At 67.9% G+C, this 15,918-nt stretch carries 13 protein-coding genes and 2 pseudogenes; 9 read left to right on the plus strand and 6 right to left on the minus strand.

Annotated features, from left to right (window positions below):
• Window positions 1–32 precede the first annotated feature (32 nt).
• Entirely contained in the window at window positions 33–1,694 is a 1,662-nt protein-coding gene (locus tag Rai3103_RS07835; RefSeq protein WP_153572124.1) for a hypothetical protein, read from the minus strand.
• Window positions 1,606–2,505: a hypothetical protein gene (locus Rai3103_RS07840; RefSeq protein ID WP_194793328.1), complete on the minus strand. Its 900-nt coding sequence runs from the start codon at window positions 2,503–2,505 to the stop codon at window positions 1,606–1,608. The genes Rai3103_RS07835 and Rai3103_RS07840 overlap by 89 nt, the downstream gene beginning before the upstream one ends.
• Window positions 2,506–2,609: 104 nt before the next feature.
• On the opposite strand from Rai3103_RS07840, the gene Rai3103_RS07845 reads away from it, so the two are divergent.
• From Rai3103_RS07845 to Rai3103_RS07865, 5 genes are all read left to right on the plus strand, one after another.
• On the plus strand, window positions 2,610–4,439 hold the full coding sequence (locus tag Rai3103_RS07845) for a glycosyltransferase family 2 protein (protein WP_194793329.1): 1,830 nt from the start codon (window positions 2,610–2,612) through the stop codon (window positions 4,437–4,439).
• Between the two features lie 88 nt (window positions 4,440–4,527).
• The gene (locus Rai3103_RS07850; RefSeq protein WP_228489259.1) at window positions 4,528–5,073 is read left to right on the plus strand and encodes a GNAT family N-acetyltransferase; all 546 of its coding nucleotides are present in this window, start codon (window positions 4,528–4,530) and stop codon (window positions 5,071–5,073) included.
• A 2-nt stretch (window positions 5,074–5,075) separates the two neighbouring features.
• On the plus strand, window positions 5,076–6,128 hold the full coding sequence (gene pseI / locus Rai3103_RS07855) for a pseudaminic acid synthase (RefSeq protein ID WP_153572126.1): 1,053 nt from the start codon (window positions 5,076–5,078) through the stop codon (window positions 6,126–6,128).
• Between the two features lie 29 nt (window positions 6,129–6,157).
• The gene (locus Rai3103_RS17710) at window positions 6,158–7,468 is read left to right on the plus strand and encodes a glycosyltransferase (protein ID WP_228489260.1); all 1,311 of its coding nucleotides are present in this window, start codon (window positions 6,158–6,160) and stop codon (window positions 7,466–7,468) included.
• 334 nt (window positions 7,469–7,802) lie between these two features.
• The gene (locus Rai3103_RS07865) at window positions 7,803–8,141 is read left to right on the plus strand and encodes a hypothetical protein (protein WP_194793330.1); all 339 of its coding nucleotides are present in this window, start codon (window positions 7,803–7,805) and stop codon (window positions 8,139–8,141) included.
• 181 nt (window positions 8,142–8,322) lie between these two features.
• Here the strand turns inward: Rai3103_RS07865 and Rai3103_RS07870 are convergent, their stop codons facing one another.
• Window positions 8,323–8,670 (minus strand): hypothetical protein, encoded by a 348-nt coding sequence (locus Rai3103_RS07870; RefSeq protein WP_153572128.1) that lies wholly within the window; start codon window positions 8,668–8,670, stop codon window positions 8,323–8,325.
• 215 nt (window positions 8,671–8,885) lie between these two features.
• A complete protein-coding gene (locus Rai3103_RS07875) occupies window positions 8,886–9,218 on the minus strand; it encodes a hypothetical protein (RefSeq protein WP_153572129.1) in 333 nt (110 codons plus the stop codon).
• A gap of 778 nt (window positions 9,219–9,996) precedes the next feature.
• Here Rai3103_RS07875 and Rai3103_RS07880 point away from each other — a divergent pair.
• The 4 genes and pseudogenes from Rai3103_RS07880 to Rai3103_RS07895 form a co-directional block, all read left to right on the plus strand.
• Window positions 9,997–10,644: pseudogene (locus Rai3103_RS07880) on the plus strand (transposase family protein); the annotation flags it as partial.
• A 175-nt stretch (window positions 10,645–10,819) separates the two neighbouring features.
• On the plus strand, window positions 10,820–12,181 hold the full coding sequence (istA, locus tag Rai3103_RS07885) for an IS21 family transposase (protein ID WP_153570853.1): 1,362 nt from the start codon (window positions 10,820–10,822) through the stop codon (window positions 12,179–12,181).
• Window positions 12,178–12,948 carry an IS21-like element helper ATPase IstB gene (gene istB / locus Rai3103_RS07890; RefSeq protein ID WP_194793193.1) on the plus strand — a complete coding sequence of 257 codons (771 nt, stop codon included), beginning with the start codon at window positions 12,178–12,180 and terminating at the stop codon, window positions 12,946–12,948. The genes istA and istB overlap by 4 nt, the downstream gene beginning before the upstream one ends.
• Window positions 12,949–13,011: 63 nt before the next feature.
• Window positions 13,012–13,683, plus strand: a pseudogene (locus Rai3103_RS07895) (ISL3 family transposase); the annotation flags it as partial.
• On the opposite strand, the gene Rai3103_RS07900 reads toward Rai3103_RS07895, so the two are convergent.
• Both Rai3103_RS07900 and Rai3103_RS07905 read right to left on the minus strand, forming a co-directional pair.
• On the minus strand, window positions 13,655–14,470 hold the full coding sequence (locus tag Rai3103_RS07900) for an RHS repeat-associated core domain-containing protein (RefSeq protein WP_338420085.1): 816 nt from the start codon (window positions 14,468–14,470) through the stop codon (window positions 13,655–13,657). The pseudogene Rai3103_RS07895 and the gene Rai3103_RS07900 sit on opposite strands and share 29 nt — an antisense overlap.
• 68 nt (window positions 14,471–14,538) lie before the next feature.
• Window positions 14,539–14,982, minus strand: coding sequence for a hypothetical protein (locus Rai3103_RS07905; RefSeq protein WP_153572132.1), 444 nt, complete (start codon window positions 14,980–14,982; stop codon window positions 14,539–14,541).
• Between the last annotated feature and the right edge of the window lie 936 nt (window positions 14,983–15,918).

Raw genomic sequence — 15,918 nt, forward strand, 5'->3', positions numbered from 1 at the left:
CGTGTCCGCTGGGTAGTGGTCGGTGGGGGTGGTCACTGCGCCTCGTTCCTCCGGATCAGGCCACGGGCCTCGCGTCGCAGCCGGCGGCCGACGCGGCCCCCGAACTTCTCGAGACGGTACGTCAGGTACTGCCGCTCGTCCCAGTGGAACCGCGACCAGGCGCCGCGCAACTGTTCGCGTTGGCGAGTGATCACCGCCATCATCTCCTGACGGGTCATCGGACGGGCTGTCGCCGTCCCGCGCGCCGGATCGGGCCAGTAGCGGTCGACATCCGCGGGAGCGGGGACCCCGGCCATCGCGGTCAGGGCCCGGAAGACGGTGTGCGGGTGCATCGAACTCGGCCACGGCGTCCGCAGGCCGGCGGCACGCCAGGTGGCCAGCAGGTCGGCCAGCGCAGTCCAGATGGCCTCCTGCAGTGGTGCCGGGGCGGTGGCAGGCTCCAGGGGGATCGGTACGCAGTCCTCGTCGGCGCCCACCATCAGGGTGGCGAAGCGTGCGTCGGCGTACGGCGCGGGGAGCACCCCGCCGACAGCCCGGCCCTCCAGCCAGGCGCGCCACCCGGCCAGCAGGTGCCGGATCCGCGGGGTGTCGGAGTCGGTGGTCGCCTCCGCCAAGTCGAACATCAGGGTCCGGCCGAGCGCGGGCACCGCGATCGGGGGAGGGGATCCTCCGCGGGCTGGGCATCCAGGAGGGCCCCTGGACGCGTCCGTCGGCCCCGGGCACCCAGCGGACCGTACGACCGTCGGCGCGCGCCTGCAGCAGGGCGGGGGCTCCTCCGCCTCCACCCCGGGGCTCCAGACCAGCACCCACCCGGCGCAGACATCGGGCCACCGGTCGGCCATCGTCACCGCACGCCGCTCCAGCAGCCCGGGAGCCGGCGGCCGGTCACCGACCGGTCGTCCGACCAGGGCCGCGAGCAGGTCGCGCAGGGCGCGCGGTGCCTCGTCGAGCCGGGTCGCCGCCGTGTGTGGGGTGCGCCAGTCCGGGAAGACCTGGTGGACGGCCGCCGCCGGCGCGATCCGTACGGTGGCGGCGAAGTCCGCGACCTGTCGCGGCGTCCGGGGACGGGTCGCGTCCCAGGTCATCAGCGGGGACCAGTTGCCGTCGTCGTCGCGGGAGACGTCCGCGATCGGGGCGCTCACCCGGTGCAACCCGAGGTCGTTCTCGATGCCCAGCGCCAGGGTGCCGCCCTCGGCCACGCAGGCCGCGAGGTCCGCGGCGAGGGCCCGCCAGGTGCGTGGCTCCTCCTCCAGCGAGTGCAGCCTGGTCACGTCATCGAGGGCGAGGACCAGATCGTACGGTCCGTGGGCCGACGCGCCCTCGCGTGGGGTGCCGCCGTGAGAGCGGGCCGCGGCGAGGCTGCCGCAGAGCACCGTGGCGTCGGGCAGTGCCGTGCCGATCGTGGTCGCGTCGGGGATGGCCCGGACCAGGACGGTGAGCTCTCCGACCGCGGCGGCGACGCGGGCCAGCAGGGCAGGGTCGTGGGGACCGGCGACGAGGCAGCGGCGGGGCGCCTCGGGCAGGGCGGTGAGCAGCCGGTCGACCATGCCGTGCAGCAACGGGGAGGCGGCGCCCGGCCCCGTCAGCGCTCCGCCGTGGGGCCCGTCACTCGCCGCCAGGTCGCGCCAGTTCTGCATGGCGCCGGGCAGGAGGGTGACGTTGTCGGGATAGGTCAGTTCGACGATGCGAGCCATGGTTCCTGCCATCCCAGCACGTAGCGCAGTTCTTCGGGGACATCACGTGATCGGCGCCGAGCTCGCGGTGGGTCATCGCTCGCGCCTGTTCGAGGTCGAGGTGCGCACCGAAGAGTCCGGGGTGGGTCGCCTCGAGCAGCCCGGTGCCGTCGAAGCCGGCCTTCGCCCCGACGAACTCCATCGGGTCCCCGTACACGGCCGGCTCGCAGCCCGCCGCGACGCCGTAGAGCACCGCGGTGGTCAGCCGGTTGGAGGCGACACGCCGGTGGCGGCGCAGCTCGCCCAACTGACGGAAGAGGAAGAAACGGTCGGTGCCCTGCCACATCCGCCCGCGGTGCCCATGGGTGATGACCCGGAAGCCGGCGTCCTCGTACAGTCCACGGATGTGGGGATCCTCGTACTCGACGAAGTACAGGCACATCGTCACCGGCCCCTCCTCCGTGTCGCGGATCTCGTCGATGAGCGCCTGGTGGCTGCCCTGCACCGACTCGTAGTCACGGGTGCCGTGGAACGGATACCAGATGGTGCCCTCGCGCTCCTCCCGCGGATCCTCGAGCATCGCCATGAGATAGAGGTACGGCGCGCCGATCACCACGTAATTGCGCCAGCCGATGGCCTCGCCGCGGCGCCGGCAGACATCGGACCAGGCGAACTTGGCCATGCTCCAGTCGGTGTTGTGGTAGCCGAAGCCGTGGACGAACGTCCAGCCGTGCTGGACGATGCCGCGGATCGGGGGAGGGCTCTCCGGATCCAGGCCGGCGTACTCGGCGAGAATGTGCGCGTGACCGTACCAATGGTTGGTTTGGTCCACGCCCTACGACCTCCGAGTGATGACAGACTTCCGCGCCGATGTTATCAGCGCTGGGCACCGGCCCTTCCCCACTACGATGCAGGCAACCGCTGCGAGGAGGTCCCGTGAGCCCACTGGTGAGCGCCGTCGTGCCCTTCTGTGGGGTGGAGTCGTACATCGGGGCGTGCCTCGAGTCGATCCGCGCCCAGACCCTGGCCGACTTCGAGGTGATCCTCGTCGATGACGGCTCGGAGGACCGTTCCGCCGAGATCGCCGCCGAGGTCTGCGCGGCCGACCCCCGCTTCCGGGTCGTCACCCAGCAGCGCCGGGGACCTGGCCCGGCACGCAACCGGGGGATCGCCGAGGCCGACGGCCACTACCTCATGTTCGTCGACAGCGACGACCTGCTGGCGCCCCGCGCCTTCGAGCAGTTGACGAGCAGCCTCGAGGAGTCCGGGTCCGACTTCGCCGGCGCGCACGTCTGGCGGCTCGGCCTGCAGCGCGGTCTGGAGACCTCATGGGCGCATCGGGAACCGTTCGCCGAACGCCTGCGGCGCACCGGCATCCGTGAAGTGCCGCTGCTGATGCGCGACCGGATGGTGTGGAACAAGATGTGGCGGCGCACGTTCTGGGACGAGCGCGGCTACGTCTTCCCGGAGATGCTCTTCGAGGACTTCCCGATCGCCCTGCGGGCGCACCTCGAGGCCGACGCGGTCGACCTGTTGCCCGATCCCGTCTACGTCTGGCGGGAGCGGCCCAGCCGCGACTCCATCTCGCAACAGGGCGGCCAGGTCGCCAACGTCCGCGACCGGGTCGCGGCGGCCCTGGCGGTGCTCGACACCGTCGACGCGCTCGGCGGCGACGAACTGCGCGAACTGGTCCACAGCCACCTCGTCGACGTCGACGTCCGCGAGGTGATGGGCTCCCTGCTCGACGCGGCCCCGGCCGACCTGGCCGCCATCGAGACCCTCGCCGCCGACCTGGGCGACCGGATCGACCCCGGGCGCGTCGCCCTGGCAGTCCCGGACCTGCGGGTGGCGTACGAGGCGCTGCGCACTCGCGACCTCGACCGCGTCCGTGGCATTGCCCGCTACCGCCGGGGCGAGCGCACCCCCGAGGTCCTCGCCGCGGCCGGTCGGACACCGAGGCCACTGCCCGTCCGGGCGGTCCGCAAGGGGATCGGTGTCGCGGGCCGGGCCGTCCCCACCCGACCGCGCCAGGCGCGGCTGGCCGACCTCACCGTCCTGCCGGGCGCCTTCCACTACCGGCTGACCGTGCCGCTGGCGAAGCCCCTGGCGATGATCGCCTCGGCGCGGGTGAGCATCGGGCCCGTACGGCCGAGAGTGAAGGCATCGCCGTTGCCGGGTGGCGTTCAGCTCGACGTCACCGTCGACACCGCCGACCTCGCCCGGCTGGAGCACACCACGCCCCTGCACGTCACGGTCCAGGCCGCCCCGCTGCTGTGGGACGGCGGCGTCGCGGTCGCTCCCGAGGACCTGCACGGCGCCCGCCGCGCCGGCTACTGGCTGCAGGCGGTCGCGCCGGAGGGTGTGCTGGCGTTCCGGCGGATCCGGCGGATCCCGGTCGTCGACCGCCTCGACCTCGTTGACGGCGTGGTCCGGCTACACACCGACGGGCTCTCGGGGACCATCGTGGTCGAGCGCCCCTGGCCGACGCCGGCGGTCGAGGTGCCGATCGTCGACGGCATCGCGTTCGTCACCGTCAGCGGACTGCTCGCCGGCGACCCACCCGACGACCCGGTCGGCCGTACGGCGCTGCGGCGGGTGCTCTTCCGGCGCGACTCGACCGTCGCGGCCGAGCCGATGGTGCTCTCGGGCCCGGGGATCGCGGCCGTGGCCGAGGGCCGCCGGGTCCGCCTGGGCCGGGACACCGAGGGCCGCCTGGTGCTCAGCCATGAACCCTACGGGGCGACGGAACCCCCGGCCGCGAGCTGACCCGTCGTCGCGAGCCGAGTCGCCGCCCGCGCCGCCGCGCTACGGTAGGGCGTCGAGCCTGCCCGCTCGAGCCTGCCAGGAGGTCATCATGCTGCGTCCCGCCACCGACGAGGACCGCGAGCGCGTCCGGGTGTGGCGTAACCACCCCGCCGTCCGTGCCGTCTCGCTGACCCGGCACGAGATCGGACCCGACGAGCACGCCGCCTGGTGGGCGCGGGTGCAGGGCGACCCGACCCGTGCGGTGCTGATCTATGAACGCGGCGGGATCCCCGCCGGGGTCGTCTCGCTATGGGACATCGACCGCGAGGCCTCCGCGCTGTGGTGGGGCTACTACCTGGACAACGAGGGCCTCACCGCGCGTGGCGAACTCCTGCCCGCCTGGATCCAGATCCAGCGCGACGCGGTGAAGTACGTCGACGCCATGGGCATCGCCACGATGGACGCCGAGGTGCTCGACGTCAACGAGGGCGTCCGCTCGTTCAACACCCGCCAGGGTTTCGCGGACGTGGAGACGTACGAACGCGACATCGACGGCAGCCCCACCCTGGTCCACCACGTCCGCCGCACCCGGCAGCCCGCATCCAGCCCCATCGCGTCCAGCCAGCCCGCATCCGCCCAGCCCGAGGAGAAGTGACCATGCTCGACGAGATCCGCATCGGCGGTACCCTGATCGGCCCCGGGCACGAGCCGTTCATCATCGCCGAGATGTCCGGCAACCACGACGGCTCGCTGGACAAGGCTCTGGCCATCGTCGACATGGCCGCCGACGCTGGCGCTCACGCGATCAAGCTGCAGACCTACACCGCCGACACCATCACCCTCGACGTCGACAGCCCGGACTTCCGGCTGAAGGACGACCACGAACTGTGGGGCGGCCGGCGCCTCTACGACCTGTACGAGGAGGCGCACACCCCCTGGGAGTGGCACCAGCCGATCTTCGACCGGGCCGCCGAGCGGGGACTGCTCGCCTTCTCCAGCCCGTTCGACCCGACCGCTGTCGAGTTCCTCGAGTCGCTCGGAGTGCCGGCGTACAAGATCGCCTCCTCCGAGATCGTCGACCTGCCGCTGGTCCGCCGAGCGGCGGTGTGCGGCAAGCCGATCATCATCTCCACCGGGATGGCCTCGCTCGGCGAGATCAACGCCGCCGTGGAGGCCGCCCGCTCGGTCGGCAACGAGCAGATCATCGTGCTGTCGTGCACCACCTCCTACCCGGCCGACCCCCGGGACTCGAACCTGCGCGGCATCCCGGTGATGCGCGACGCGTTCGGGACGATGATCGGGCTGTCCGACCACACCCTCGGCATCGGGGCGGCCGTCGCCTCCGTCGCGCTCGGCGCGGTGCTGGTCGAGAAGCACGTCACGACCGACCGCGCCTCCGGCGGGGTGGACTCGGCCTTCTCCCTGGAGGGGCCGGAGCTCGCCGCCCTGGTCCGGGAGACCCGGACCGCCTGGCAGGCGATGGGTGAGCCGGTGATCGGCGCCCGCGACGCCGAGGCCGAGGGCCTGCGCTTCCGCCGCTCGCTCTACGTCACCCGCGACGTCAAGGCCGGGGAGCCTGTCGGCCCGGACAACGTACGCTCCGTCCGGCCTGCGCTCGGCCTGGCGCCCGACCTGTACTCCGTCGTCGAGGGGCGTACGTTCCGCCGCGATGTCGCCCGGGGCACCGCGCTGTCCTGGGACCTGATCTGAGGCCGGATCACGAGGACGAGGACGCCGCCGTGTCCGAGCAACCCCTGCTGAGCGTTGTCGTGCCCTTCTACAACGTCCAGGACTACATCGGCCCTTGCCTGGAGTCGTTGCGGGTGCAGACGCTGACCGACCTCGAGGTGATCCTCGTCGACGACGGCTCCCGCGACGGGTCGCTCGCGGTGGCCGAGGCGTACGTGGCGCGTGACCCGCGCTTCCGGCTCGTCCGTCAGGACAACGCCGGCCTGGGCCCCGCCCGCAACACCGGGACCGCCCACGCCACCGGCCGCTACCTGACCTTCGTCGACAGCGACGACCTCGTCGCCCCGCGGGCCTACTCACGGCTCGTCGGCTCGCTGGAGCAGACCGGCTCGGACTTCGCCGCCGGCAACGCGTACCGGTTCAGCGCGGCCCGGGGGGTGTACCAGTCCTGGACGCATGAGATCCCGTTCGCCACCACCCGGCTCGCGACCACCATCGACGCGTTCCCCGAGCTGATGCGCGATCGGATGGTGTGGAACAAGGTCTACCGGCGCAGCTTCTGGGACACCGAGGGGTTCGCGTTCCCCGCGATCCGCTACGAGGACTACCCGGTCACCCTGCCCGCGTACCTGCGGGCCCGGTCGGTGGACGTCCTCGCCGACCACGTCTACTACTGGCGCGACCGCGAATCCGGCGACTCCATCACCCAACAGACGTTCCGGCTCGACAACGTCCGTGACCGGGTGGCCTCGGCCCTGCTGGTGCTCGACGGGCTGGATCGTACGGGGAACCACGACGAGGTCCGCCGGCGTGTCCACGCCTACCTCGTCGACGTCGACCTGGTGGCGCTCGCCGAGGCGCTCCTCGCCGCACCGGCCGTCGACCAGTCCGCACTGAAGGACCTCGCCACCACGCTGGCCGACCGCCTCGACCCCGCCGCCGACCGGCGCGCGGCCCCGCTCGCCGCCCAGCTGCACCGGTCGCTACGGGCCCGCGACTGGGCCATGGTCAGGGCTCTGGCGCACCGCCGGGCCGGTGCCGGGGTCCCTACGCTCCTGGGTGACGTCGTGGCGATGATGCCCCAAGGGGTGGGCCGGTTGCCGGCGCTCGCCCGGGCCGTGGCCCCGCGCACCCGGCCGCAGCACCCGCTGCGCCGCCGGCTGCGCTCAACTCTGGTCGCTGCGGAATGGCAGGGGGACACCCTCCACCTCACCGTCGACTCCCGGCTGCGGGGGCGCTGGGCCGCCCGGGCCACCCCCGGGCGACGCTCGGATCCGGGGCCACCGCATCCGGGTCCGCCGGATCCGGATCGACGACCCGAGGACCGAAGGCCGGGATCCTCGAAATCTCCGCGCGGGTGACGTCGCGCGCGGACGGATTGCGGTGGACTATCGACGTCCCGCCCGCGGTGCTGGACCGGATCGGTGATCTCCCGACGTCTGGCGACCGGGCTGAGGGCCGTGCGCGGCTGGTCCTGCGGTTGCGGGCGGGAATCTTCCGGTGGGCGGGTGGTGTCCGCTTCGACCCGTCGGTGCTGCCCGCCGCCCATCGGTGCGTTGCTGGTGATCTGGTGGGGCTGGGGAGCGCCAGCCCTGAGGCCTCGACAGGGACCAGCGGCCGGGACCTGGCGGTGATCTCCTGGGCGGCCCGCGCGGCGTCCCCCACCCGACCTCCGCTCTCCCCGTCGTCACTGGGGTGTCCGTGGAGGGCGGCGACCTCGTGCTCCGGCTGGCCGAGGCGCTCCCTGCCGATGCGAGGCTCGTCGTCGCGCGTCCAGACCCCACCCCGGATCTGACCTCCGAGCCGACCGGCCGGGCCGTGCGCTTCAACGCCTGCGCGCTTGTCGCGGGCGACCCGCCGGACGACCCGGTGACCGGTGTCGCCGAGCGGGCGGTGGTGATGCTCCGCCCGGACCGTCGCGCTGTCCCGGTGCTGCTGGCCGGGGATGGCGCCACGGTCGTGGTGGGGGAGCGGCTGGTCGACTTCGCGGTGGGGTGGAACGGCTGCCTCGTGGTGCGGCAGAGCAGCCGATGAGTTGGGCGGGCTCGGGAGTCCGACTGAACTGAGGACGAGGCCGTCATGCCTGACTCTGATCCGACATGGCCGTAGGTGGTGCGGTTAGCAGCGTCGTGCGGGGTGGCGGCCGGTTGGGGACCGCCGCGGGCAGACCTCGCCGAAAGGCTTGGTCACGCCCTTGAGATGACGCCTCAGCCCTTCACCCGACGAGATCGGTGATCACTGAGACCACCATGAAGCCCAACATGACTACGACGGTCAGCGCCATCAGGTAGTACGGCAGCATGGCCATGGAATACCAGACACCCTCCCCGGAGCGAATGCCGGCCCGGCGTACGCAGGCGGTGAGGTAGGGGCGGCTGAGGAAGTGGAAGATGCTGATCTTGCCGGGATCCCCACCATCCTGGGTGGTCGCCTTCCAGCGGCTGAGATAGCCGAGCCGACGAGACAGGTAGTAGCACCCGAACACGATGCCGTAACCCAGTACCACGATGCCGTAGGTGATGTTGATCGCGAAGTACAACCACAAGCACGCCAGCGCCCCCATGACGGCACCATGACGAGTACCAATGGCAAAATACGCCGCGGTTCAGCAGCGCCAAGCGACTCCGCCGACTCGGGAGAACTCATCCCAAACCTTCGAAACGTGCTATTATACCCTGCTCTGGGTCGATGGATTTCGTACCCGGGAGTGCCCTGAAGAACTTCCCAACGGACCCGCACAAATTGTCAGAAGCGGGGATCTTTGAAACGCGTATTTACTCACTCATAGAGGCTTGGCGACAAATCGAGGTCATCGAGAACTTCGAGGGGCACTCCCACCCACTCAGCCGCCTCCCTTGCCTGCCGCGATGAGATCTTCTTGAAGAAGTCGTCAAAGATCCTAAATGTCCACTTGTGAATCGTATTTCGCGCAAACTTCATCAACTCAATTTCGCTGACCGTGTCCTGGATCAGAAGAACGCCTTCTCTGCCAGAATAATCTTCCACAATGCGGTGCTCAAGGTGTGACGATTGCATGCGGCGACGTAGAATTATTCGGAAATCCCTGTCCCTCAATTTATCAAGATGTATACGGGCCGCCATTCGATCCACGTCCTACCTCCATCACTCTCCTGGCGCGGCGCACGCCGGGCATGTACGCCCACCAAAAACTCCCCACCTTCACCTACTTCGGATATTCGGCGTTCTCCTCGAACGGAACATTAGCCCATTCGGCAATTTCTCTTGCGTATCGCTGGCTGCGAGAGTTCGGATTCTCGACGTTCCATGTGGTGAGACAGTCGGGATCGCGCTTCTTGCCGTCTGCTGTGATGATGAGTATATTCCTGGCTGGCAGAAATAGTGCAGTCGCAACCATTACGGACAGCACCCTCCGAATCTCCCCTCTCGGAATGGTCCGAAACCAAGAGTATCGCATCAACGTGTCGCCGAGCACGACCGTATTCCCCCCACCACAAGTATGTAACTGGCTAACGCGAAGAGTACTAGAATCGTCCCACCCAGCCATGACCCGCTCAATATCGCCCACAGTCCAAGGGCAGCCGGCGGATATATGAGAATTCCTAGAAGGACAGGGAATACGACTGTTATCAAGTATCTTCTTCCATTCCAACTGAATTCCATTGATTGCTCCCTGAGTTACCGTTTGCGCCTATTATATCAATTCCCGTACACCGCAACTTGCGGATCCGGCGGTGGCGGTCACCACGTATGGGATATTGCGTGGCCAGCCGCGGTTAAGAGGCTCTTCGCAGTTGAGGGTGTAGGTGCGCACTGAACTGGGGCCGACTCTGGGACATGGGCGTGAAGAAGGGCCCTGGGTTGGAAGATGGAGGTTCTCTACGCCGTCATCGCCAAGCCCAAGGCCCGTATGTCCCAGCCTACGTCACCCCTGTCCACTCCTTGCCTGGACGAGTTCTGCCGCCTCGATCGTCTCGGCCTGACGGTGGTCGGCCAGCAGGTCGCTCCCGACCACACCGTTCTGGTCTGCCACGTCGTCGCGCCCGGTGACGTGTGTCCCGCGTGCGGGCAACGCGGGACTGCCCGCGACATGGTGACCCGCCGACTGGCGCATGTCCCGTTCGGCTGGTGGCCGACGATCCTGCACGTGCGGGTGCGCCGCTACCGGTGCTCGCAGTGCCGCAAGGTGTGGCGCCAGGACCTGCGGCCGGCCGCCTCGGCGCGGGCGAAGCTGTCGCGTGACGCGGTGACGTGGGCCTTGCGCGCGTTGGTGATCGATCGGATGTCGGTCGCCCGGATCGCCCAGGCGCTGGGCGTGGCGTGGAACACCGCGAACAAGGCCGTCCTCGCCGCAGGCCGCCAGCTGTTGATCGCCGACCCTGCCCGTCTGGGCGGGGTGGAGGTGATCGGGGTCGATGAGCACGTGTGGCGCCACACCCGCCACGGCGAGCGCTACGTCACGGTGATCATCGACCTGACCCCGATCCGTGACCACACGGGCCCGGCGCGCCTCCTCGACATGGTCGAGGGACGTTCGAAGAAGGTGTTCAAGGCCTGGTGTCGGCGTACGACCTCATGTGTCGTGGTGGGTACGACCTGATGTGTAGGTCGGTTCCGGCGAGTTAACCCCTTGCTCGCCCGTGTGTGGGTGGGCCACCCTTCGATTCGTCAACCGCCAAGAAGACGAGACCGAAGGGTGGCTTACCCCCATGATCCTGGATGAGGAGTCCTGGATGAACATCCGCCGTTTCCGCGTCCTGCACCAGGCAGGCGCGACGTATGCCGAGATCGCCCGTGAGTGCGGGTGTGACTGGCGCACCGTCCGTAAGTACCTGACGGCCGACGCTCTGGTCGGCCCTCCGAAGGCCCCGCCGAGGGCGGGGACCCAGCCGGCGCTGATCACCCCGTTCGTCTCGGTGGTCGAGGGCTGGCTGCGCGCCGATATCGGGTTGAAGGCCAGCGTGATCCATGAACGACTGGTCGCGCAGTACGGCTTCACCGGCCACTACCAGCGGGTGAAGATGTTCGTCGCGACGGCCCGGCCCCGGATCAGCGCCGAACTGGACGCCGACGACGAGAACCGGCTGACCGGCCTGCACCGTCGCTTCGAGACCCAGCCCGGGGTGCAGGCCCAGGTCGACTGGGGCGATGAGGGCGATCTGCTCGCCCATGTCGGGATCGGACACGTGTACTCCTTCCACATGGTCCTGGCACATTCCCGCGACCCGTTCTGCCTGTTCACGACCAGCACCGACCTGGCCACGTTCTGGGAGGCCCACCGCGCCGCGTTCGACCACTTCGGCGGGGTCCCGGCCCAGATCGTCTACGACCGCACCAAGACCGTGATCAAACGCCACGTCGCCCCCAGGGCGCCGGTCCCGCTCCATCCCGAGGCCGCGGCGTTCGCCGATCATTACGGCTTCGACATTGATGTCCTGGCCGCCTACCGGCCCACCGGCAAGGGCAAGATCGAACGCCAGGTCGACATCGTGCGCGACCACGTCGTCGCCGGGCGCCGGTTCGACTCCCTGGCCGAGCTCCAGACCGCTTTCACCGACTGGCTCGCGATCCGCCGCGCCCAGGTCCACCGCACCCACGGTGAAGTCATCGCCGTGCGCGCCGAGGCCGACCGCGCCGCCCTCGCGCCGATCCCGCCACACCCGTATCTGGTCTGTGAGTCCCACCTGCGCCGCGTCGGCAAGGACGCCCTGGTCTCCTTCGAAGCCAGCTTCTACTCGGTGCCCGCCGCCCGGATCCGGCCCGGCCAACGCGTCGCCGTCCGGGCCGGCGCCGACACCCTCACCATCCACACCCTGACCCCCGACCCCGACGGCACAACCCTGCTCACCACCCACACCCGCGCCACCCGCCGCGGGCAGTGGGTCATCGACCCGGCCCACTGGGACGGACTGCCCGACGGCCACACCCGCGCGACCGTCATCGAACTCCCCACCCGACCCGCCGCCGCGAGCGTCGACGGCGCGGGGACGGGCCCGCTCGCAGCCGTGGTCGCTCATCACCGTGCCGATGTTGCCGTGGCCCGCCGTGACCTGGCCGCCTACCAAGCCCTCGCCGCCGGACGGGGACGGGCGTGAGCAGCCTGACCGTCGACCGGATCCGCGCCAACGCGACCCGGCTGGGCCTGACCCACCTCACCGACACGATCACCGAACTCACCGACCGGGCCGAGACCGCCCAGATGGGCTACCTGGACTTCCTCGACCTGCTGCTGGAAGAGGAAGCCGGGATGCGCGAGGCCCGCCGGTTCACCAACGCACTGAAACTGTCCGGCCTGCCCCACCACAAACGCCTCGACGAGTTCGACTACGCATTCCAGCCCGACCTCGAGCCCCGCAAGATACGAGACCTCGCGACCCTGGAGTTCGTCCGCGCGAAGTCGAACATCGCCCTCCTCGGCCCGCCCGGGGTCGGGAAGACGATGCTCGCCGTCGGCCTGGCCGTCGCCGCCTGCCAGGCCGGGTTCTCGATCTACTTCACCACCCTCGACGACCTCGTCCGCCGGCTACGGACCGCGGAGACGACAGGCCGGTTCAACCGCCAACTCCAGACCTACCTCCGACCCTCCGTCCTCGTCGTTGACGAGGTCGGCTACCTCCCCTTGGACCGCGACGAGGCGAACATGCTGTTCCAACTCGTCTCCCGCCGCTACGAACGCGGCTCCCTGATCATCACCAGCAACAAATCCTTCGTCGAATGGGGCAGCGTGCTGGGCGACGAAGTCCTCGCCACCGCCATCCTCGACCGCCTCCTGCACCACTGCGACGTCATCACCATCAACGGCCCCAGCTACCGACTCAAAGACCACCACGCCCTCGTCAACGACCCCGACCACCTGACATGATGACCACGCCGGAACCGACACGTCAGCCCGTACTCAACACGACACGTCAGGCAGTACCCCGACACCTGGCTCGCCGACCAGACCGCAGCGTTCCGCGCCCGGGTGGAGGTCGTCGCGATGGACGGGTTCACTGGCTTCAAGACCGCCGCTGTCGAGGAACTGCCCGACGCGGCGGAGGTGATGGACCCCTTCCACGTCGTCGCCCTCGCCGGAGACAAGCTCGACCAGACCAGACAGCGGATCCAGCAGGCCACCCGCGGGCATCGGGGCCGGTCGGGTGACCCGCTCTACGGCATCCGCCGGGCGTTGCGGACCAGCGCCGGCCTGCTCACCGACAGGCAGATTGCCCGGATCGGAGCGGTGTTCGCCGACGACGCCCACGTCGCCGTCGAGGCCACCTGGGGCGTCTACCAGCGGGTGATCGAGGCCTACCGACAGCCGTCACGGGCCGACGGCAAGCAGATGATGACAGCGCTGATCGCCTCGATCTCCCACGGGGTCCCGAAGGCGTTGGGTGAGGTGATCACGCTGGGACGGACACTGAAACGCCGCCGCACCGACATCTTGGCCTACTTCGACCATCCCGGCACCTCGAACGGGCCGACGGAGGCGATCAACGGCCGACTGGAACACCTACGCGGCACCGCCCTCGGCTTCCGGAACCTTGTCCACTACCGGCTACGAGCACTGCTCGACACCGGGGGCTTCAGACCCCGACTCCACTCTCTTTTGTGAAGAGCCGGTTAAGAAAGTAGGCTGGATGGTGACGAAGGTACCTAACAGTGGTTCTCGGATTTAGTTTGCGAGCCCGAACCTTCGCGAAAGATTTCCATGCGTCTGTGCCTAGTCCACGATTCCCCATTCCTCTCCAGGCATTACTCCTGAACTGGCCGGAGCGTGCGACGGCGCCGAGACCGAAGGATGCGGCGGTCCAGATAGTGTCCGCGGCCATCGCACGGCCGCTGCGTCGTATGGCCTGTCCCCACGTGCCGCCTTGCTGGTGGGCTGCTGCCACGGTCGTCACAGTTCGGACACCCCAGGCCACCGCCGTGACTGCTGCACACGTAATGAGTCCTCCGACGATACAACCCACTGTCTGGGCAACCCCCAGCGCTGGAGTGACCCACCCCTGATTCTTCACCAGCCAATTCAGTATTCCGGTTCCCTCGAGATCAAATTCGTTCACCGGGTCGTTGGCGTAGGCGTAGTTGTTGTCGGTGCCGCCTTCTTTCGGGTCGATGGAGAGGAATCGTCCCAGGGTGGCGATGTAGAGGCGGCCACCCATCCGGGGCATGCCCCCGGCGATCGGGCTGGTGTCGGTGTCGGTCATCTTCTGGTGCTGGCCGACGTAGCCGTAGGTCGTCCCGTCGGCCGTGTTGCGCGGCGTGCCTGTCACACCCTGCGCGCCGGCGGGTTGGGTGATCGGGGTGGGCAGGACTTCCCCGAGGGGCCGGTCGTGAACCCACTGATCGGGGCCCCGACGGCGATCGGAGCGCCACGGATCCAACTCACGAGAAGCCACACTGCTGCGCTGACACTCGCTCAGGACTCGGTCGCCGAAAGATCCTCACACAGCCAGACCGCCAAGCGTCAGTCATCTTCAGAGGGATTTGGCAAAGCCCTCGCGGGAGCCTGTGCCGGAGCCCCAAACCTCAGCCGTGTCATCGCCGAATCGAACGCGAGTACCAGCACTGCAAGTCCGAAGAGGATTGTCACAAAGGGCGCAATCCACCACCTCCAGGGCGCACGATAGGCGACGCCATCTCGGCCTTCGTTGGGCGAGTACCACGCAGCCACTTCATCACCGACATCCTCGCCGGCCTCGTTGCCCAAAATTATCCTCGTCTTGACATACTTCACCCCCCTAAAGTCGCCCGAAACCGTGCAGACTTTCGTTGAGCAGTTGACCGTGGTAACAGTGAAGGTCCCCCACTCGCCAACCTCGCCGGCTTTTATCTGCACGCCCGCAGCAACGAATGCGGCGACACCTAGGGTGAGAAGAATGATCACGCCAACAGCTCGAAGGATTCGCACGATTCGAATATAGAAGACACGGAAGCTAACCATTTTCCCATCATCTCCGGCGTCTGTAATATCGTCGGGTGTTCAAAACGACCGCCTTTTGCTCAGTGAAGATTATGTAAAAGACAAGCGCTAAGGTAAGGAATCCACCTATGAGGAGCCATACGCGATCCAGCGCCGCACTGATGCTCAGCGTAAGCAGTGGGTAAATATTGAATCCCCAAACGACCGGTATGGGACGCATCCTGTCAATTGTCAGACAATGTCAATCCTTGAGCACCCGTCTCTACCCACTCGAACAGATTCGGCGATAAATCGGGGCCATCAATTACTTGGATCGACACCCTCGACTCATTCAGCCACTTCCTTTATCTAGCGCATCGAACGTGAATTCCGACGACGACGCTGATAGGCCACGCATCCAAAGGTTTAAGCAATGCGAAACTACCGTCATCGAGACAGACGTGCCCGATGTAGCGCTTGAGAAGAATCTCCGCAGCCCGATATGGGCCGAGTTTCACTTTTCGAATTATTGAATCGAGAAACTCGGCGAAACCAGGCCGTGAGCAACCGTTCTGTACAGGCCATAGCAATTTCTTAGTCAACCTCTGGCCACAGCTCCGGATCGTCGATAATTTCTAAAGGAACCCCCGCCCACGCAGCAACCTCCCTAATATGCCGCATAGGGCGAGAATTAAGACGGCGACGCTGATAAGGCCACGCGGCAATGTCGAGATGAATGAAACTCCCATCGTCGAGAAGAAGGTACCCATTGTACCCCTTAAGAGCGAGCTCTGTGACAATCTCACACGCCAATAGGACTTTCCGGATTCGCACTCTCGGGACACGTCGAAACCAGTACCTCCGTAGATTCACTTCACCCAAGACAATTGATACCGATCCAAAGTAGAAGAAATATAGCGTAATCGTAGCCGTGAGCAACAGGAC

Source organism: Raineyella fluvialis (assembly GCF_009646095.1).
GTDB lineage: Bacteria > Actinomycetota > Actinomycetes > Propionibacteriales > Propionibacteriaceae > Raineyella > Raineyella fluvialis.